A 19,982-nucleotide genomic window follows, 5' to 3' on the forward strand; every position below is an offset into this window, starting at 1 on the left:
GTATCTAAATCATTTGAGGTGATACGTAAGTATGAAAAAAATATTGTATATTTTAAGCGTATTTGTTTTATGTGTATCTATTCAACATGTTGTACATTCCCAATCAGATGTACCAAGGTTATCTTCAGATTGTCTTGAAGAAAGAAAAATTCGTGATGAAAAGTATGTGAAGAAAATAATGGAAGATATTAAATCCACTTTTGATTTAACTATTGATGGAGGTAGCTTTTGGGAAGTAAGTAAAAAAGATTTAGAAGCTGCACACTTAATGTATGGTGGTCGGGTTGATGATACTTATTATAATTCGTTAACTAAAATTTTTGAAAGCGGTGGATATAGAGGAGAGCCAAGGTTGTTTGTAAGGGCGCTTGAGGCATTTTTACTTTATAAAGAAATAGACGATACAAATGTTATGAAACGTCTTAAACTTGAAAAAGGGGAATGGGTAGTAATCGAAACGAAAAAGAAACAAGGAAAGATTGTTGAATTCAAGCCGTTACAATGTGAAAAGGATTATATGAAAAAGAGAAATGTGTATCATAACATAAAATGATGTTACAAAATACTAATTCATGTTGTTTTTATCCACTGATAGCTTGCTACAGAAGAAGGTAAGTATACATAGTAATCTTATGTATACTTACCTTCTTTTTTGGAGGTTTTCAACATAATAAATGGTATATATTAGAAAATGATCGCTAGCTTAATGTATTTATAATATTCAACGGATTTTTATGTCATAAAAAGAGAGAGGAGTTTGTGTCAAAAGATTTATACATTGCTGAACCACCTATGTATATTTTATTCTACAGTATTAATAAAGGAATGTTTGCTATTCACAAGAAATATCATTGGCACGGTTTTTGCTTGTATTAAATTTAAGGAGGGAGGATTAAACTTAAGGAATTTGTATTAGTAATAGTAAAATACAAACGACTATTGCATCATTCATCTTGCTTGTATTTATAGCGGAAATGTAAATACATACAAATAAGATTGTTTCGGCTTTAAAATTCAGAATTTTCTTTTAAATTATTAGGGGGTAATGGTATGATTAAATATTCAAAAATTTCTAAGCTGATTCTTGGTGTTGGACTAGTGACAATATCGTGTAATGGTTTGCAAATTCAAGCAGAGACAAAAGAGAAAAATGTGAAGAGCGTATTACAAATGGAGCCAGTAGGAATACAGAAATCCGTTGATGAATTGGCGCACCCTTCAAAAGTACAAGAAAATGCATCTTTTACAAAACGGTTAAAGCTAGCGGATTTATCGCAGCGTCCACTAGCACCAACCGATAATGTTAAACCGTTAGCTGAAGAAAAAAAGTATTCGATGGCCGAACTAAATCAATTAAGCAATAAACAATTAACTGATCTTCTTGTGACGGTTAAATGGTATCAAATTCCGGAATTATTTCAGTTTAATAGTGATAGTCTCAAGTTCTATCAAGATGATAGCCGCATGCAAGCAATCATTGATAAGCTAGCAGAACAAGGACAAGCTTATACGAAAGATGATTCAAAAGGGATTGAAACGTTAGTAGAAACCCTACGTGCGGCATTTTATTTAGGTTTTTACCATGATGAATTAAGCAAATTAAATGAGCGTAGCTATCATGATAAATGTTTACCGGCTTTAAAGACAATTGCAAAAAACCCGAATTTTAAACTCGGTACACCAGAACAAAACAAAGTTATTTCATCCTATGGAAAATTAATTGGGAATGCATCGGCTGATGTTGAAACGGTTTTATATGCAGGTGAAATTTTTAAACAGTATAACGATAATCTTGCAACTTTCATTGAAGATTATACAAAAGGAAATGCTGTATATGAGTTGATGAAAGGAATTGATTATGACATTCAGACGTATATGTATAGTACGGGAAAAGAAGCAAAAGATACGATGTGGTATCGAAACATCGATGGTTTTATTAATGAAATTAGTCGTTTTGCGCTAATTGGTACTGTAACAGATAAAAATGGATGGTTAATAAATAACGGAATTTACTACGCTGGCCGATTGGGCAAGCTTCATAGTACGCCAACAAAAGGACAGCAAGTTGTTACAGATGCAATGCGAATTTATCCATATTTAGGGGAGCAATACTTTGTTGCAGCAGAACAAATTACTACAAATTATGGAGGGGTAGATGCGAACGGAAAAACTATAAATTTAGACCAAATTCGAGAAGATGGTAAAAAGAAATATTTACCGAAAACGTATACGTTTGATGATGGAGCAATTGTCTTTAAAGCTGGGGATAAAGTTAGCGAAGAGAAAATTAAGCGTCTATACTGGGCGGCAAAAGAAGTACGTTCTCAATTTTATCGTACAGTTGGTAGTGATAAACCACTTGAAAGTGGACATGCTGATGATGTACTAACGATGGTCATCTATAATAGTCCCGACGAATATCAATTTAACCGTCAATTGTATGGTTATGAAACGAATAATGGTGGAATTTACATTGAAGGAAGCGGAACGTTCTTTACATATGAACGTACACCAGAGCAAAGTATTTATAGTTTAGAAGAATTGTTCCGCCATGAATTTACACACTATTTACAGGGAAGATACGAGGTTCCGGGATTATGGGGCCAAGGGGAAATGTATCAAAATGAACGTTTAACATGGTTTGAAGAAGGGAATGCAGAGTTCTTTGCAGGTTCAACGCGATTAGATAGCGTAGTACCGCGAAAAAGTATAATTGGTGGATTGTCTTATGACCCTGCAAAACGTTATACAGCAGCACAAACCTTAAATGCAAAATATGGAACGTGGGATTTCTATAACTATTCGTTTGCATTACAATCTTATATGTACAATAACCGTCCAGAAATGTTTGATAAAGTGCATGATTTAATTCGTGCAAATGATGTTCCAGGTTACGACACGTACCGTTCTACATTAAGCAAAGATAATAAATTAAATGAAGAATATCAATCTTATATGCAAATGCTTATTGATAATCGTGATAAGTATACAATTCCACAAGTATCAGATGAGTATATAGCACAGCATGCTCCAAAACCGCTTTCAGATGTTGCGTCAGATATCACCAATGAAGCAAAGTTAAAAGATGTGAAAGTAACAAAGAATAAATCACAATTCTTTAATACATTTACACTACAGGGGACATATACAGGCAGTGCGGCGAAAGGAGAAATTGAGGACTGGAAAGTAATGAATCAAGCAACGAATGATATGTTGAAACATCTCTCTGAAAAAGAGTGGAGTGGATATAAAACATTGACTGCTTATTTTGTAAATTACCGTGTCAATGATGCTGGACAATTTGAATATGATGTTGTATTTAGCGGGCTGAATACGGAAGAAGGTACGGCTGTAGAAAAAGAACCGAATAATTCATTTGATACAGCAAATCCATTATCTTTGAACGCGTTATTAAGAGGAAACTTAAGTGATCAAGATCAAGTTGACCGATTTGTGATCGATGTAAAGGACCCAAAAGATTTACAAATTACCGTTACGAACGAACAAAACCTTGGACTGAACTGGGTGTTATATTCTGAATCAGATCTAGATAATTATGTAACTTACGCAACAAAACGTGATGGAAACAAATTGCTTGGAAATTATAATGCAAAGCCAGGGAAATATTACTTAAGTGTATATAAATATGGTGGTGGAACAGGGAATTATACAATAGAAGTAAAATAAGTTAATATAGTTGTTTTGTAAGGCTGCTAATTGTATTTTTTAGCGAAGTAAAGTATTAAATGTTAAACATGAAACTACTTTAATATACCCCGTTCTAATTTTAGAACGGGGTATATTGGTTTTAGATTTTTTAATTAAATAACTTCATTGGACTTTGACAAGAATACAATTCATATAGATTTGAATTCCTGTCCGTAAAGGATGTTTTAACCTTCTTAATGCTCTTTCATTTCTGTCTCAATGCTTGTTTTCAAATCAGTTGATACCTTATTGAAATACTCCATAACGATCTTTTTAATATCATCAGATATGACTTTCAAATCACTAGCTAAGTTTTCAGCAAGGTGTGCTTTTTCAATTGGACTTAATTGCGTATAAAATTCACCAGCCTGCTCAAAGTCGTCTTGCTTAGTTATAGAAGTTCTTTCAAGTTTACCTTCAACATGTCTTCCGTCACCGCTTGTTGCTTGATTAGCAGGTGTCCAATCTTGCTGTTGGTTAATCGCTATTTTACGAAATTCGGGCCCAATTCTTCTTCTTTGAGAATCACTATAAATGTTAGTGCGGCCTTGCAGCATTTTATCATCTGATAGTTCTGCACCGTCTAGTAAATTAGAAGGGGAGAAGGCAACCTTTTCTACTTGTTCCATATAGTTTTCAGGATTTTTATTTAATACCATTTTGCCTACTGGTATTAGAGGATACGCCTTTTCATCCCATACTTTTGTATCATCTAAAGGATCGTAAGAAAGATGTGCTTCATCTTTCGGGTCCATGAGCTGGACATATAAACCATATTCTACTGGTTTACCATTTGCAATTGCATCATATAAATCTTTCCCGCTATAATCAGGGTTTTCGGCAGCTAGTTTATTTGCTTCCTCACTATTTATGAATTGTACACCTTCAAATGGATACCAATGATACTTTACATACTTTCGATTGCCTTCAGCATTTCTCCAAACGTATGTATTTACACTATGCCCTGGGATGTGGCGAAAACTTTTTGCTGTACCAGTATCAGAGTATAAACGGACAACAAAATGAATGGATTCTGGTGCTCTAGCGACAAAACTCCAAAATCTATCAGGGTCTATTAAGTTATTTTTAGGTGAAGGCAACAACGCTTTAATAGTTTCAGGGAAGCGCATCGGATCACGAACAGAAAAGACAGGAATGTGATTACATAAAAGATCGAAAACGCCTTCATTTGTATAAAATTTTGTAGCAAAACCGCGTACATTTCTAGAAGTATCAGGTGTTCCTTTCGTACTAACAGCGAATGAAAACCGTACCATAACAGGGACTTTCTCATTAGAATGTTGTAAAAAATTCAGTTTTGTATGTTCAGACATCGGATAAATCGTTTGAAAATAACCGAATGCACCGAATCCTTTTACATGAACAGGTCTTTCTAAAATTTTTTCATGAATAAATTCTTGTAACGCCTCGTGCAGTACACTGTCTTGCTTCAGAACAGGTCCACGTGAACCAACTGTTTGGGAGTGAAGTATAGCTGGCTCATTAAGTTCTCGATTTTGATTAAAGTCTTCTCCTAATAAAGATTGTCTCTGTTTATCAAATTTTTTATTCATCGATATAGCCTCCAAATTTTTTTCTTCAATTGTTACTAAATATGATTTTTTAGCCTTGATTATGTATTACTTACAAAGTTCAAGTTAGTAACATACCGCTAGATGAAAAAAACGCACATGTAGTGGACCTGTTGAAATAGAAAAAATTATGGAAAAATGAATATCGGGAAGAGAATTAACACGTTTTTTTAATGAGGGGGAAATAGCGTACTATTAAAATTTCAATCTTAAAAATTAATTTGTAAATGATTATATAGATAATGAACATTAGAAAAGGGAAAATAGCTAGGAGGAATTTAACATGTCGGATTGGATTCAATTAGATAAAGAATATATGATGCCTACGTATTGTCGTACGAAGCTTGCGATAGAAAGAGGGGAAGGATGTAAACTTTATGATGTGGATGGTAAAGAGTATTTAGATTTGTTTTCTGGTGTCGGAGTAAACGTATTAGGGTACAATCATCCTAAAATCGTGCAAACCACAATGGAGCAAGTTAAGAAATCATTGCATCTTCCATTTCATTTTTTAAACCCAGTTGCGATTGAGTATGCAAAAAAATTAGTTGATTCCTCTTTAAAAAATGGTAAAGTCTTTTTTACAAACTCAGGTACGGAAGCGACAGAAACAACGTTAAAATTAATTGATAAATATAGATCCATTACGAATGAAGAACGTGACGGAGTAATTGTGCTGAAAAATAGTTTCCACGGGCGAACGTTAGGAGCGCTTCATTTTACGAGACAAGAAAATGTATATCAAAATTTCCCTAAAACATCTATTCCTGTATATGAAGTGGAGCGTGAGAATATAGGGCAATTAGAAGAAACGATTATTAATGAAAATCCAATTGCGATTATGTTAGAACCTGTATTAGGAAGCGGCGGTGTATATCCTTTATCAAGTAAATATTTACATGGTGTTCAACAACTATGTGATAAATATAATGTCATCCTTATTGTTGATGAAGTTCAAAGTGGTATGGGTAGAACGGGGAAATTGTTCGCTTATCAAAATTTCAATATTACACCGGATATTATTCAAATTGGTAAAGGAGCAGGAGGCGGGATACCGTTAGGAGGAATCATTGCAGGTGAAAAGCTATGTGATGTATTTTCACCGGGAGATCATGGAACAACATTTGCTCATTCATCAATGGGAACAGCTTTAGGTTTAACGGTATTAAAAACATTGATTGATGATGGATTAATGCAAGAAGCTTATGAAACGTCACTATATTTAAATGATAAACTGCAAGCAATTCAGAAGGAAAATTCGTATTTTATTAAGGAAGTACGACATGCTGGGATGATGTTTGGTATTAGTGTGAATGATACGAATGAAAATGTGAAGAAACTACAAATAGAGCTAATGAATAAAGGAATGTTAGTCGATGTAACACAAGGGAATAATATACGACTACTTCCGCCATATATTATTACGAAAGAGGAAATTGACACATTTGTTAATCAGTTTATTTCTTGTATTCATAGTTTAGCTGTATTGGAAAGTGTTTAAGAAAAAGAAGCGAATTGAATCGCTTCTTTTTTTGTTTGAGCTATCTATTAGGATATTTTTCCTTTATTTATACATACTAAACATACTTATAGAAGGCATTTGGAAAGTGAGGAAGTCATGATTAAATTTCTGAAGCGGTTAAAATATAGAGGGAGCCATAAAGGTGATTCAAATCGAGATAATACTCATTTTATGGAACAAAATATAGAGGATTCTCTTTTGGAAAGCGATTTATCGAACAATTTAGCTGTGCTCCAGAATATATTCCGTCAATCACCTGATTTAGTTATTCGCCAGTTTCAAATGACAGTAGATGGATTAGAGGCAGCGTTAGTATATTTATCTGGATTAGCAGATAAACAATTAATTCAAAATAACGTTTTAAGTCCTTTAATGAACAGTGATTTTAATGCTAATACGGGACTTCCCATAACATTAGGTCAAATTAAAATAATTCATACGTGGAATGAGACTGAGACCGCTATTTTAGAAGGTGATAGTGTTCTACTTATTAATGGACGAACTACAGCTCATCGATTGGACACGAAAGGGTGGCCACAAAGAAACATTGAAGATGCTCATAACGAAATAGCTTTAAAAGGGGCGCATCAAGGGTTTATAGAAACGGGAACTCAAAATATTGCAATGATTCGAAGGTACATTCCGCATCGTGAATTAATGATAAAAGAATTAGTAATAGGTATGCGAAGTAAAACGAAAATTTCTATTTTATATTTGAAAGATGTAGCATCTGAAGAGGTACTAAACGAATTAGAAACAAGGATTCAAAGGATTACGGTCGATGCAGTAGCTAATAATAGTGAGTTAATTGAATTCATTGAAGATAACCCGTTTTCACCGTTTCCACAATTTATGTTAACTGAAAGACCTGATTTGGCAGTCTCTCACATACTACAGGGTAGGTTTGTAACTGTAATGGATCATTCGCCTAACGTATTAATTGCTCCAATAAATTTTATATCCTTTTTTCAAGGGGTGGATGATTACGGTACAAGATGGCTAGTTGCTTCGTTTATTCGTATACTTCGTTTTATCGCCTTTATGGTTGCTCTATTTTTGCCTGCAAGTTATGTTGCGTTTATTTCTTTTAATTTTGAAGTTATTCCTGTAGAGCTTTATTTATCTATTGCAGAATCAAGAACGCGCGTACCTTTTGTTCCAGTAATGGAAGCATTACTTATGGAAATAACACTTGAAACGATGAGAGAAGGAGCTTTGCGGCTGCCTACTCCGATCGGTCAGACAGTTGGAATTGTAGGAGGCATAATCATTGGACAAGCAGCTGTTCAGGCTGGAATTGTAAGTAACATTATGATTATTGTCGTTGCTGTTACAGCCATATCTTCTTTTATTATCCCTAACTATGATATGGGATCTGCAGTTAGGCTTTTACGATTCCCAATGATGATCTTAGCTGCATTATTTGGACTTGTAGGACTGGTTATCGGGTGGATGACATTAATTGGACATCTTATCAGTCTTGAGTCGCTAGGAACCCCTTATGGAACACCGTTAGCACCGTTTCGCTTTGCAGATATGAAAGATACTTTTGTACGCTTTCCTTTATGGGCGATAAGAAAACGTTCTAAGGGTACAGGAGCTGTTCAATCTATTCGACAAGGGAAAAATCAAAACAAAAGGTGAAACTATGAAAAAATATGCCTATAATGACATCACGCTTTTGCAGTATATTATCCTAATTAATGGAATACAGGTCGCCACTGGCGTTTTATCTCTTCCACGTGTGCTTGCAGAAAAAGCTGGAACAGATGGCTGGATATCTATAGTGATTGGTTGGTTATTCTCTACAATATCGGGTGTTTTCATCGTGAAAACAGCTGCAAAATATCCCGAGGACACGATTTATGAAATTCTGATACGATTTTTTGGGAAAATAATAGGGAAAGCATTCGTTATTATTTACATGGTGTACTTCGCTTCTTATTCTTGTATTGTTCTTGTGAACGCTATGCTTTATCTTAAGGGATGGCTTCTTCCGAAAACGCCTGACTATCTCGTTATTTTTTTGTTTTTGATTCCTACCTTTCTTGTTGCACGTAACGGCCCTCGTATTATTGGACGGTACTCTGAACTTATTTTTTATATGATGCTTTGGATTCCGTTATTTTTTTTGATACCTCTTAAAGAGGGCGGAAGTTGGTTGCCATTCTTTCCACTCTTAAAAGAGGGCTGGAAACCTATATTAATGGCTGTACCGACCACTATTTATGCTTATTTAGGATTTGATATTGCGTTCTTTTTATATCCTTTTTTACAAAAAAAACAGTATGCAGTCCATGGAATTGTAATTGCAAATACTTTAACGATGCTATTTTATTTATTCGCTACTATTGTTTGCTTTGCTTATTTTAGCCCAGACAGTATTACGCAATTTAACCAACCGGTACTAAATTTACTGAAAGTAATTGAATTTCGTTTTTTAGAACGTTTTGACATGATTTTATTGGCTATCTACTTAACGGTTGTTTCCACATCATGGATTCCTGCTATATACTGCACTGTATTTTGTTCAAGTCAATTACTTGGGAAACAAGATCACAGTTCTCATGTTGTTGTTCTCTTATTGCTCATTATAGGCTTCATATTTTGGACTCGTCCTAGTTGGAATCAAGCCGAAACTTGGCAACAGGTATTATCGAATGCTGGATTAGGGTTAACCTATATATTACCAATCATTTTATGGATGTATGGCTGGCTATATGAGAAGTCTCATCGGGGGAGGATACATTGAAAAAAAAAGTACTATGTTGCATTATGTTATCGGTCTTCATGATGACTGGATGTTTCGATCAAAGAAATATTGAAGATGTTTCCCTTTCTCTTGTTCTAGGTATCGATTTAGATCGCAATAATAATTTATTTGTGTACATGTCAAGCCCTGTTTTTAATAAAGAAGCAAAGGTAAAAGAAGAAATTACAGGTGTGAAATCTGTTACGATTCGAAATTCAAGAGACAAATTTGATGCTACTGTTATGGCGCTTACCTCGGGAAGTAAAACGCAGGTTATATTAGTTGGAAAACGGCTACTGAAACAAAAAAACTGGATGAAATATCTCGATCCATTTTACCGAGATCCAAAAAATACAGTTACCACAAGGGTTGTTGCTGTAGATGGACCTGTTTCGGACGTCATCTATTATCACCCAAAAGATAAGCCGCGTCTTCCTCTATATTTAACAAAACTTGTTGATACCGCCGCTTTAAGAAATATCACAGTAAAAACAACGCTTCAAGAATTACATGAACAAAAAGCAGATAAAGGGTTAACAGCGAATATTACAGAGATGAAAAAAAAGAATAAAATTTTTGTGACAGGTACAGCTTTGTTGGATGAAAAAGGAAGGTATAAATTAAAGTTAAATATTGATGAAAACAAACTGTTGCGAATTTTGCAAAATAATATCACAGGTGAGTTTTCATTTACAATTCCAATTAAACTAAAGTCGGATAGCAAGGATAAAAATTGGATAAGCTTTACTGCCTATAGTATTAAAGCAAAGACAAAGGTAAGATATGATAATAAATTTATATTTAATACAGATATAAAGATGAAGATCGGCGTTACAGAACGGCTTTTTTCGTTCAATACAAGAAAGGATGCAGCAAAATTACAAAAAGCGATTGAAACTAAGTTAGAAGCGGATTTCAAGCAATTAATAAAGAAAATACAGGCTGCCAATATTGATCCTATTGGGTATGGGCGATATGCAAGAACTTATACATATTCAGAATGGAAAAAAGTACAAAATAAATGGAATAGTGCATTAGCAAAGGGAGATGTAAATGTTAAGGTAAATGTTGAAATTGGTGCAATGGGCACAATTAAATAATATATATTCAATTGTTGTTTATACAAAAAAGTAAGCAGATTCGAAAAGAGGGGTTTTTTAATGTGCAAATTATAGGTGTAAAAACAAATTGTATTTTATTGTTTATTTATAAAGTTTAAACATTTGTAAGAAGGATAATTGCAATTGCTAATAATTTGTAAAATGAAAGTTCGGTCATACAAATCAACATGGCTGAACTTTGTTTATTTTTATAGTAAGAGGGCAGTGATTTCAAGTGAAAAGCATCTCATTGGACAAATAATTAATTATGTGAAATAATAATAATAGATGAGGAGACGTTGCTTTTCCTTAAGTGCTTCGAATTAATTTTATTCAATAAGAGAAGGTGTGCTTAAAGAAGTTAAATTAAATAAGGAGCTGTTTTACTATATGCAACAAAATAATGATTTAAATTTTGAACCTCAAGACGTTAATATTGTCAATCCTAAACAAGCCAGGAAAGCAGTTGTTGCTACTGGTATAGGGAATGCAATGGAGTGGTTTGACTTCGGATTATACGCGTATTTAGCGGTTATCTTAAGTCAATTATTCTTCTCAGGTGTGGATAATAGTGGTTTGCAACTTGTACTTACATTTGGTACATTTGCAGCGGCCTTTCTCGTTCGACCAATCGGAGGTGTTTTCTTTGGTAGAATAGGAGATAAGTATGGCCGAAAAATTGTTTTAAGTACAACTATTATTTTAATGGCACTTTCTACATTATTCATCGCATTACTACCAACCTATGAACAAATTGGTGTATGGGCACCAATACTACTTTTAGTTGCTCGAATGATTCAAGGCTTCTCTACAGGCGGCGAATATTCAGGAGCAATGGTTTATATCGCAGAATCTTCTCCAGATAAAAAGCGTGGTATACTCGGTAGTGGTCTTGAAATTGGAACACTCTCAGGTTACATTGCTGCTTCGGTAATTGTTACCATTTTGACGTTATTGTTAACAGATGAGCAAATGCTCAGCTGGGGCTGGCGTATTCCTTTCTTAATAGCTGCACCAATTGGCTTGGTCGGTTTATATTTACGCCGTCATTTAGATGAATCTCCCATCTTTGAAGAGATGGAAAAAGCACAAGAGGAATCTGAAGACAATGAACAATTTTCATTTATGGATATTATTAAATATCACAAAAAAGACTTCTTATTAAGCACAGTAATTGTCGCCTTCTTTAATATTACGAATTATATGATTCTTTCGTATATTCCTTCTTATCTAACTCAAGTACTAAAAGTCAAAGAAACAACTGGCTTATTAATTATTTCCATTACGATGGCACTTATGATTCCACTGGCACTTTATTTCGGTAAATTAAGTGATAAAGTTGGTAATAAACGTGTAGTGCAAATTGGTTTACTTGGTTTAACAGTATGTTCCATTCCAGCATTTTTACTAATAGGTAACGGACATATTGCTGCTATATTTGCAGGCATTTTCGTATTAGGTTTCTTCCTAAGTGTTTATGAAGGAACATTACCTTCGTTATTACCATCACTCTTTTTCACCGATGTACGTTATCGAGCACTTTCGATCTCCTTTAATATTTCTGTATCAATATTCGGTGGAACAACACCGCTCGTATGTTCATACTTAGTTCATGCGACTGGTAATCCGCTCGCACCGGCATTTTATTTAACAGGTGTAAGTATCATTGGATTAGTCGTATTTAGTGTACTTTTCGTTACAACATCAGGACGTGCGCTAAAAGGTTCCTATCCTACAGTAGAAACGAAAAAAGAAGCACACCTAATCGCTAAAAAAGACCCTGAAGAAACACTTTGGTGGCATGAAGAGTCATTAGAAATTGAAGCAGGGAAAAATGCTTCAGTTTGAAAAGTGACGTAGAATTATAGAGCAAAAAACCTCCTAAATTAATAGGAGGTTTTTTGTATATATTATTTTCTTCGCTTCTTCACACTTTTCTGATACGCATATAGCTTATGAATCTCTTCCTTAAATTCATGCAGAAGTACAGTGTTTTCACCATTTGAATAACGTACTGCATTATACGCATCTATAATGACATGCCTCTGAATATTTATATCTTCTTCATGATTTATTCTCTCTAGCCAAGCTTCAACCGTTTCTCCTCGTTTTCTGTTTAAAGGAGGGGCTAACTTACTCTCTAGTTTAAAAATTTCTTTCCGAATTTCGTTATGTGGTGGTTTATTTCGCTTCATTCGTTTTTGACTCATACCTTCTTTATCAGTAATGATTGTAGATTCGAAAGCTGGCATGTTTGCTAAGCTCAAATATTTTCGTTTTTTTACTATTTTCCAAACGACGTAAATAGCGATGGCTGTACAGACTATTATTGTAACGCTATTTATGAGAGTTGGATCAAAAGAACGCGGATGAAGTTCTTCAATTTGAGTTTTTTTTAGATTCCCTTTATTTGACCAAAAATCGTCTGTTTCTTTTAATTCGGCTGCCGAAAATAACGGATTGATAGCGTAACCGAATCCTAATGCAACTACTTGAACGATATAAGAAAAAATAAGGCGGATATAAGGGAATAGCGGAATAAGTAAAGCACTAATTGTTCCAATAGCAATAATAGAGGTAAAACGTAATAGCTGTTGATTACGATTTGAACCTGTTTGCCAAAATGTAATCATAATGTGTAAAACTAATAGTAACAATTTCCATAACGGTGGAAAGGGTGCATAAAATATAGCGATAGCGACAAACCATACAATGCCGCCTAACGATTTTTGTACCGGATACCCAGGTCCGACTGCGTGTATGATAAAGAAGAAAAGCGGTAACATAATTGTGCCAAAAAGAGAAAAAGGTAGAATGAAAGAACAACCAATTATTTGAGTAACAAATAGTATTACAAAACCTGTTGTTTTTTTCTTCAAAAATTTATGAATAAGAAATACTCCTACATAACCTGTTGCTAAAAATATAGCAATAGCAACTAGTTCATCCCTTTCTGTTAATAATGCAAGGAGGAGGAGAAGAATAAAGTCATTAACGTGATAGAGGCATGTTCTCAACAGGTTCCACCATCCCTTCGTTATTAATGAGAAACGTAGGCTGCGATAGAAGAGGGAGCTCATCCTTCTGCAAACCAATGCATATCATTGTAGACGATCGTTCTCTTTTTCTCGTTACATAATGAAGGAAACCTTGTTTCGGAAGTAACGTACTATCATCTGAAATACGTGCTAATTCCTCTAAAGCTTTTGCATATTGCATTTGTCCTTCATTTAACGATAAATGTAATGGACCACTTTCTGCTAATACACTAATAAACAATTCAAACGGTATTTGCTGCTTCGTTGCGTACTGGCAAATGTATGTTGTAAATGAAATAAGGTCTTCTATATTATCTTTCCAACCAAATCCGCGATCAGCGGCTAAAGAAAGACAAATCGTCCAACTATAATTTTTTACAGGTTCATATTGCTTCGCTTGTAACGCCTGCATTTTAGCAGAAGCTTTCCAATGAATAGAGCGGAAAGATTCACGCTCGTATCGCTTTACTCCGATAATAGATGTTTCATCATTGTAAAAAGAAAAATTCGTTCGATAAGAACCATTTAATAGTTGCTGTAGTTCTTGCAAACCTGCTACTTCTTTAGGAGAAGGATACACAATAATTTCAGTCCTTAATTTATCGAAAACAGGTAAATGTACAGTTAACAAATGAAAAGGATCTTTTAATACACACTCGAACTGTTCAATTTGAAACACACCACGCTTCGTTGCAGTTAATGTTAAATCCCATTTTTGTGCTGAATGAGCAGGTTGCGAAAATGGGAAAGAAAATAACGTTTTTGATATTTGTTCAATTCCTTGATCCTTATGCGGTATAAGGGAAGAATTTAAATGAAAATAACAGATGCCATTAACGAGTGGTATGCTTGCCCCATTCTTTAAATGAATAAAAAACTGTCCAGATTCATCAGGGAAAAGCCGAGTCATTTGCTTCTCATTTATAACTTGAAACTTTTTCTCTATGTAAGCGACATATTTGTAAATGAAAATCGCAAATAAATAGTAGAAAAAAAAGAGAAACATAATCATTCGTTGTGGTAGAAAAAAGGTAAATAATATAGCGCCTGGCACAGTTAATTGAATAATATGGAGTTGAAAAAATAAAGGTACAGTTACAACACGCTGTCCATTCATGCTTGCTCAATCTCCACAGGTACGTCAACTTCTTTTAAAATCCTTTGCATGATTTCATTTTTTGTCGTGCGTAATGCACCTTCCATTGATAAGACGATACGGTGATTCCAAACAGAAGGGACTAAAAATTGTATATCTTCAGGCGTACAATATTCTCTGCCACGTAAAAAGGCTAATGCTTGAACTGCGCGCACTAAAGCTAAAGTGGCACGTGGGCTTACACCGTTAGCAATGTAATCGTGATTTCTTGTAGCGTGAGCAAGTTTAATAATGTAATGTTCTAATGGTTCTGATACGAATATTTCTTTTACTCGTTTCTGTGCTTCTAAAATATCTTCTAAAGAGATTACAGATGTGACACTTTCTAAAGGTGTATCGTTACGAAAACGTCGCATCATTTGTAGCTCATCTTCTGGAGTCGGATAACCAATTGAAATCGTCATTAAAAAGCGATCAAGCTGTGCATCTGGAAGAGGAAAAGTTCCTTGTGATTCAATTGGGTTTTGCGTCGCAATAACGAAAAATGGTTTTGGAAGAGGAGTTGACTGCTTTTCAAGCGTCACTTGTCGTTCTTCCATCGCTTCTAACAAACTAGACTGTGTTCTCGGCATTGCACGGTTAATTTCATCAGCAAGTAAAATGTTTGTTACGACTGGTCCGAGTCTTAACTCGAATTCGCTCGTTTTAGGATTGAAATATTCAATGCCTGTTACATCACTTGGAAGTACATCAGGGGTAAACTGAACGCGAGAAAAATTACCACCAATACTTTTTGAAATTGTTTTCGCCAGTAACGTTTTCCCAGTACCAGGCACGTCTTCAAGCAGTACATGCCCATCAGCAAGTAGTGAAACGAGGAGTAGATCAATAACATTTTCCTTACCAATAAACACAGACCCTATATTTTCTTTTAATTTATTTATCATATGTAACATTCCTTTCATAATAAAAGAGTTAATATTTCTATATTTTAACAAATTGTTCTGAAAATTGGTATGATTTTTCAATTTAAAGAAATAGATATTTAATTATTAAATTATACTTGTATATTTTGGGATATGATTGTACAATATCGGTATACGATGTATCGTAAGTCGATATATCATTAAACGATGTATCGGAGGTAGTTATAATGAATGCGAAAGTACAAAAATATATTCCGTTAACAGAGGCGACATATTACATACTATTGTCACTAGTGAAGCCAATGCATGGTTACGGAATTATGCAAATGGTAGAAGAGATGACAAATGGGGAAGTAAAGCTCGGTCCGGGTACTTTATACGGGAATACGACGAAGTTACTAAAAGAGAAGTTAATTGTTGAAGTTGCCTCTACAGACAGAAAGAAGTGTTATGAGTTAACACCACTTGGTAGAGAAGTGTTAGAGCTAGAGTATAACAGGCTGCAGAGATCTGTAAGGAATGGAAATAGTATGTTAGGGGAGTGAATGGAAGATGGAGACAAAGAAGATATTCAAACCTTTCGCGGTATGGAGTTTAGAAAAAGAAGAAGCTTTTTTAAGAAAAATGCATCAAAAAGGTTGGGCTTTACAAAAGTATAACGTAATGTATACGTTTAAAAAAGCTAAGCCGAAAGATGTAGTATATAAAGCGGATTTTAGATTGGTTTATAGAGATTCAAAAGAAAAACAACAAGAGTACTTTGAAATATATGAAATGTCTGGTTGGAAACGTGTCACAAGTTTTACAAGATGGAATTATTTTTGTAAGGAAGTAGAAGAGGGAAATGAGTTACCTGACATATATTCAGAGAAGGACACGAAGGTGCAAAAAATGAAGGAGTTATTACAATTTTTCGCATTGATTTCAATAACTATATTACCCTCAATGTATAGCGTATTTTTAAGTTCAACAGAATCAAGAGTGCCAATTTGGGCGGAAGTTATGACAGGGCTTGTAGGTTGTATGTATGCTTATTTCTTTATAAGAATCTTTTGGAAAATCAAGAAATTGAAAAGTGAAATATTATAATAAAGATTGGATTTTTAAAGAAGATGATACCGGAATCATCTTCTTTAATTTTTACGTAATTCTATTTTGTTCACTCTTTTTTATATAATAAAAACTATATATTTAAGGCATAGAACTAACAGTTACAAAGATAATTCCAGTAACAAAACCCAAGAAAATCATAAATGATGAAGAGATTAATAATAATGAACTACCAATTACTACTATTTTTTTTGAGTTTTGATTTTTAAAATGGTAATACAGTAAAAAACCACAAATAGTAGAAACGATCCATAAAGCCAGACCATACGATGTCGTTAATTTCTTCCAATCAAAAATCCAAAAGTAAAAAATAGCTATGTGACAAGAAAATAATAGAAATGTAAATGGAAGAAATAGTCTTTGATTAACTATCATTTATTTCACCTCTTTTATGTGAATATTACCAAAAGAGTGTGGAGTTTAAAATATAATAAGGAAGAAATACGTTTTTTATAAACGTATTTAACGGAAAAATCTATTTCTATAAGGGATAGTAACAATTTTATGAGAAAGACTGATTTTGAGCAGGTTTAATAAATTGTTCAGGGCTTTCAACGAGTCTGAATACAGCGCATTTGACTCTGTATGTAGGTCCTTGATAAGTCATATGAAAATCGCTCATCATTCATTTGTTTAATATATTTAAGGCGTAGAACTATGAGATCTGTAAATACCCAGAAAATTCATAAATAACGATGAAGCTGCTAAGTAGCAATTAAGTAGTTTTAAAAACGCCAGTCATGCTATTCAATAAACGGATGATATAGTGGAGAAACGTTTTTGAAAATAAATTAGATATATGTTGATAACATCATGGAAGTTATTAAGGTTTTCGCTTGAAGAAATTACAAGGAGAGTAGTATTTACTGTTAAACCAATTTATATTTTCTTGCGAATTTAAATGGCAAAAGGGTCATATAAAATTATGAGGGGAGGAAGGGCATAAAATGCAGAGAATGAACAATTATTTTCGTGCGCGTGCGAGTATGGTGTACATGATGACTAATAATGAAGTAATGAACCACATTGTTGCTTTTCACATGAACACGAATGGAATGCTCACTTTTGTGGGTTCTTACCGAACTTACGGAAGAGGTACTGGTATAAAGGAAGTTTCTACAGAAACGGCAAACGATGGTATAGATCCTCTAGCATCACAAGGTTCTCTGACTTTGTCTCGTGATGGTCGTTTCCTATTTGCAGTTAACGCAGGCAGTCATAGTATCAGTAGTTTTATCATAGCAGATAATGGGGTACCGATTTTTGTAGATACAAAGCCATCAGGAGGTGCTCAACCCAATAGTATTGGTGTGTATGGTAATCTTCTTTATGTCTCTAATGTAGGTAATGCTGCAAACAATTTTGCATCAAATATTACTGGATTTCACATAGATGATAAGGGAAACCTTACACCTATTCCAGGATCCACTCATGCTCTCAGTACCTTTAATGCTCAGCCCGCACAAGTTCTCTTCACCCCGGATGGTAGTAAAATCGTTGTCTCCGAGCTTACATCAAACCATCTCAGTGTATTCCATGTAAATAAAAATGGTACGGTTACAGGACCAATTGTTAATGATTCTTACGGTAAAGGCCCATTGGGTGCTTACTTTCTTTCGTCTGGAATTCTCTTAGTTACAGAAGCAGTTTCAAATGCGTTGTCATCTTATTCATTGAGCAACGACGGTACTCTCCGTGTAATCAGCGGTTCTGTACAAAACGGATATAAAACTGCTTGTTGGGTTATAACAACAAAGGATGAACGTTTCGCATACACTACGAACACTTTAAGTGGCACCATATCGACCTATCAAATCGCCCCCAATGGAGTACTGTCGGTAGTAAGGCATATTACTAGTACACCTCCAGGGACAGCACCAGGTCTTCCGATGGATGTTGGAGTGAGTAAAGATGGACAACATTTTTACACCCTTAACGGAAATCAGGGGACAGTGTCAGCATTTAATATTCAAAGTGATGGTAGTCTAGTAAGATTGCAGGTTGTTGCTTCATCAAATATTCCTTACTTTGGGTCGCAAGGCTTAGCTGTTCTTTAATTGTATTGGGTCCACTTTATTTGTGTGAAACAGAAACATATATGGCAGTGTACGAATGGTAGACATGTACTTGAATTAGGAACCTTTGATGAAACAGAAATTGTTCACCTTGCTTATGTATAAAACAGAAAAACCCCCTGTAAAAAATGGATAGGGGGTAGTGAAAATGTTTAAGAGAAAGACTGATTTTGCGCAGGTTTAATAAATTGTTCTGGGTTTTCAACAAGACCACAAACAGCGCATTGGACTCGGTATGTAGGCCCTTGATAAGCCATATGAAAAGCGTTCATCGTTTCATTTGTGTATTCTTCTTCTACTTGACCAGTTTGTGGATTTAACTTTACTGGTTTTACTTGTTGCTCAAGAATATTAAAGCGAGTACGGTTCGTTTTACAGCTTGGACAAAGCATTGGTTCCATAAGTATACACCTCCATTTGTAGCATTTCTTAAACGGTATGATTTTATGCAAGCAAAAAAACTTTCTCAATATGAATAGGTGTTTAATACGTTTAAAATTCAGAAAAAATAAAATATAATAAATGTAAGAACTGGTTATGTCCAAACCAAATCTCCTGTTTTATGCCAATGTGCTGGGGGGCCGAGAAATCGGCCTCATTTTTTTGTACTTATATAACAAGGTTATTTGAAACATTTGTCGAATTTTTAGGGATATAGATAAAGGGGGATTTAAAATGGATTTGAAAATGAAATACATTATTTTATATGTAGAAAAGTTTGAGGAATGTTTAAAGTTCTATAAAGATATTTTACAGTTACCAATAAAAGCAGAGCATGGTACATATATTGAGTTTGAGACTGGATCGACAATTTTAGCGATGAATACGCGAGAAGACGTGAAGGAATTAACAGGACTACCGCTTACAGAAGGGGAGTTACAGTCTTCACATTTTGAATTAGGATTCGTTGTTGAGAATGTACAAGAAACGATCGAGCAATTCAGAGAACAAGGTATTAAAGTTTTAGTTGAACCAATTGTAAAGCCTTGGGGACAAACAATTGCATACATTGCTGATCCAGATGGAAATTATATTGAAATTTGCAGTTCATTAGAATAGAAGG

The 19,982-nt window shown here is 34.4% G+C and carries 17 protein-coding genes and 1 pseudogene; 11 read left to right on the forward strand and 7 right to left on the reverse strand.

The window, feature by feature from the left end; all coding sequences use genetic code 11:
• Positions 1 to 31 precede the first annotated feature (31 nt).
• A complete protein-coding gene (locus ACQKNR_RS23790) occupies positions 32 to 553 on the forward strand; it encodes a hypothetical protein (protein ID WP_427321201.1) in 522 nt (173 codons plus the stop codon).
• A gap of 497 nt (positions 554 to 1,050) precedes the next feature.
• Positions 1,051 to 3,687, forward strand: coding sequence for a collagenase ColA (gene colA / locus ACQKNR_RS23795; protein WP_427321203.1), 2,637 nt, complete (start codon positions 1,051 to 1,053; stop codon positions 3,685 to 3,687).
• A 215-nt stretch (positions 3,688 to 3,902) separates the two neighbouring features.
• Here colA and ACQKNR_RS23800 read toward each other — a convergent pair whose 3' ends face one another.
• On the reverse strand, positions 3,903 to 5,312 hold the full coding sequence (locus tag ACQKNR_RS23800) for a catalase (RefSeq protein ID WP_427321294.1): 1,410 nt from the start codon (positions 5,310 to 5,312) through the stop codon (positions 3,903 to 3,905).
• 271 nt (positions 5,313 to 5,583) lie between these two features.
• Between ACQKNR_RS23800 and ACQKNR_RS23805 the strand changes: the two genes are divergently transcribed.
• The 5 genes from ACQKNR_RS23805 to ACQKNR_RS23825 all read left to right on the forward strand — a co-directional run bounded on the left by ACQKNR_RS23805 (position 5,584) and on the right by ACQKNR_RS23825 (position 12,522).
• Positions 5,584 to 6,801 (forward strand): aspartate aminotransferase family protein, encoded by a 1,218-nt coding sequence (locus tag ACQKNR_RS23805; protein WP_427321205.1) that lies wholly within the window; start codon positions 5,584 to 5,586, stop codon positions 6,799 to 6,801.
• 117 nt (positions 6,802 to 6,918) lie between these two features.
• Positions 6,919 to 8,466 (forward strand): spore germination protein, encoded by a 1,548-nt coding sequence (locus ACQKNR_RS23810; RefSeq protein WP_427321206.1) that lies wholly within the window; start codon positions 6,919 to 6,921, stop codon positions 8,464 to 8,466.
• A gap of 4 nt (positions 8,467 to 8,470) precedes the next feature.
• Entirely contained in the window at positions 8,471 to 9,574 is a 1,104-nt protein-coding gene (locus ACQKNR_RS23815) for a GerAB/ArcD/ProY family transporter (protein ID WP_427321208.1), read from the forward strand.
• Entirely contained in the window at positions 9,571 to 10,674 is a 1,104-nt protein-coding gene (locus tag ACQKNR_RS23820) for a Ger(x)C family spore germination protein (RefSeq protein WP_427321210.1), read from the forward strand. The genes ACQKNR_RS23815 and ACQKNR_RS23820 overlap by 4 nt, the downstream gene beginning before the upstream one ends.
• Positions 10,675 to 11,064: 390 nt before the next feature.
• Positions 11,065 to 12,522: an MFS transporter gene (locus ACQKNR_RS23825; RefSeq protein ID WP_427321212.1), complete on the forward strand. Its 1,458-nt coding sequence runs from the start codon at positions 11,065 to 11,067 to the stop codon at positions 12,520 to 12,522.
• 62 nt (positions 12,523 to 12,584) lie between these two features.
• Here ACQKNR_RS23825 and ACQKNR_RS23830 read toward each other — a convergent pair whose 3' ends face one another.
• From ACQKNR_RS23830 to ACQKNR_RS23840, 3 genes are read right to left on the reverse strand one after another with little or no spacing between them, the layout of a single operon-like run.
• Positions 12,585 to 13,691: a DUF4018 domain-containing protein gene (locus tag ACQKNR_RS23830; RefSeq protein ID WP_427321214.1), complete on the reverse strand. Its 1,107-nt coding sequence runs from the start codon at positions 13,689 to 13,691 to the stop codon at positions 12,585 to 12,587.
• Positions 13,666 to 14,829 (reverse strand): DUF58 domain-containing protein, encoded by a 1,164-nt coding sequence (locus ACQKNR_RS23835; protein ID WP_427321216.1) that lies wholly within the window; start codon positions 14,827 to 14,829, stop codon positions 13,666 to 13,668. The genes ACQKNR_RS23830 and ACQKNR_RS23835 overlap by 26 nt, the downstream gene beginning before the upstream one ends.
• Complete coding sequence (locus tag ACQKNR_RS23840) at positions 14,826 to 15,755, reverse strand: AAA family ATPase (protein ID WP_427321218.1); 930 nt, start codon at positions 15,753 to 15,755, stop codon at positions 14,826 to 14,828. The genes ACQKNR_RS23835 and ACQKNR_RS23840 overlap by 4 nt, the downstream gene beginning before the upstream one ends.
• A 206-nt stretch (positions 15,756 to 15,961) precedes the next feature.
• On the opposite strand from ACQKNR_RS23840, the gene ACQKNR_RS23845 reads away from it, so the two are divergent.
• The gene (locus ACQKNR_RS23845) at positions 15,962 to 16,279 is read left to right on the forward strand and encodes a PadR family transcriptional regulator (RefSeq protein ID WP_427321220.1); all 318 of its coding nucleotides are present in this window, start codon (positions 15,962 to 15,964) and stop codon (positions 16,277 to 16,279) included.
• Positions 16,280 to 16,286: 7 nt separating this feature from the next.
• Complete coding sequence (locus ACQKNR_RS23850) at positions 16,287 to 16,823, forward strand: DUF2812 domain-containing protein (protein WP_427321222.1); 537 nt, start codon at positions 16,287 to 16,289, stop codon at positions 16,821 to 16,823.
• Positions 16,824 to 16,925: 102 nt separating this feature from the next.
• Here ACQKNR_RS23850 and ACQKNR_RS23855 read toward each other — a convergent pair whose 3' ends face one another.
• Both ACQKNR_RS23855 and ACQKNR_RS23860 read right to left on the reverse strand, forming a co-directional pair.
• Positions 16,926 to 17,219, reverse strand: coding sequence for a hypothetical protein (locus tag ACQKNR_RS23855; protein ID WP_427321224.1), 294 nt, complete (start codon positions 17,217 to 17,219; stop codon positions 16,926 to 16,928).
• A 127-nt stretch (positions 17,220 to 17,346) separates the two neighbouring features.
• Positions 17,347 to 17,466: pseudogene (locus ACQKNR_RS23860) on the reverse strand (DNA alkylation repair protein); the annotation flags it as partial.
• Between the two features lie 325 nt (positions 17,467 to 17,791).
• On the opposite strand from ACQKNR_RS23860, the gene ACQKNR_RS23865 reads away from it, so the two are divergent.
• Positions 17,792 to 18,901 (forward strand): lactonase family protein, encoded by a 1,110-nt coding sequence (locus ACQKNR_RS23865; RefSeq protein ID WP_427321226.1) that lies wholly within the window; start codon positions 17,792 to 17,794, stop codon positions 18,899 to 18,901.
• Positions 18,902 to 19,071: 170 nt separating this feature from the next.
• On the opposite strand, the gene ACQKNR_RS23870 is transcribed toward ACQKNR_RS23865, so the two are convergent.
• Positions 19,072 to 19,320 carry a hypothetical protein gene (locus ACQKNR_RS23870; protein ID WP_000433610.1) on the reverse strand — a complete coding sequence of 83 codons (249 nt, stop codon included), beginning with the start codon at positions 19,318 to 19,320 and terminating at the stop codon, positions 19,072 to 19,074.
• A 274-nt stretch (positions 19,321 to 19,594) separates the two neighbouring features.
• Here ACQKNR_RS23870 and ACQKNR_RS23875 point away from each other — a divergent pair, with 274 nt between their 5' ends.
• Positions 19,595 to 19,978, forward strand: a complete 384-nt coding sequence (locus ACQKNR_RS23875) for a VOC family protein (RefSeq protein ID WP_427321228.1) — start codon at positions 19,595 to 19,597, stop codon at positions 19,976 to 19,978.
• Positions 19,979 to 19,982: the final 4 nt, after the last annotated feature.

The organism is Bacillus sp. NPDC094077, from assembly GCF_050279465.1.
In the GTDB taxonomy this organism is placed as follows: Bacteria; Bacillota; Bacilli; order Bacillales; family Bacillaceae_G; genus Bacillus_A.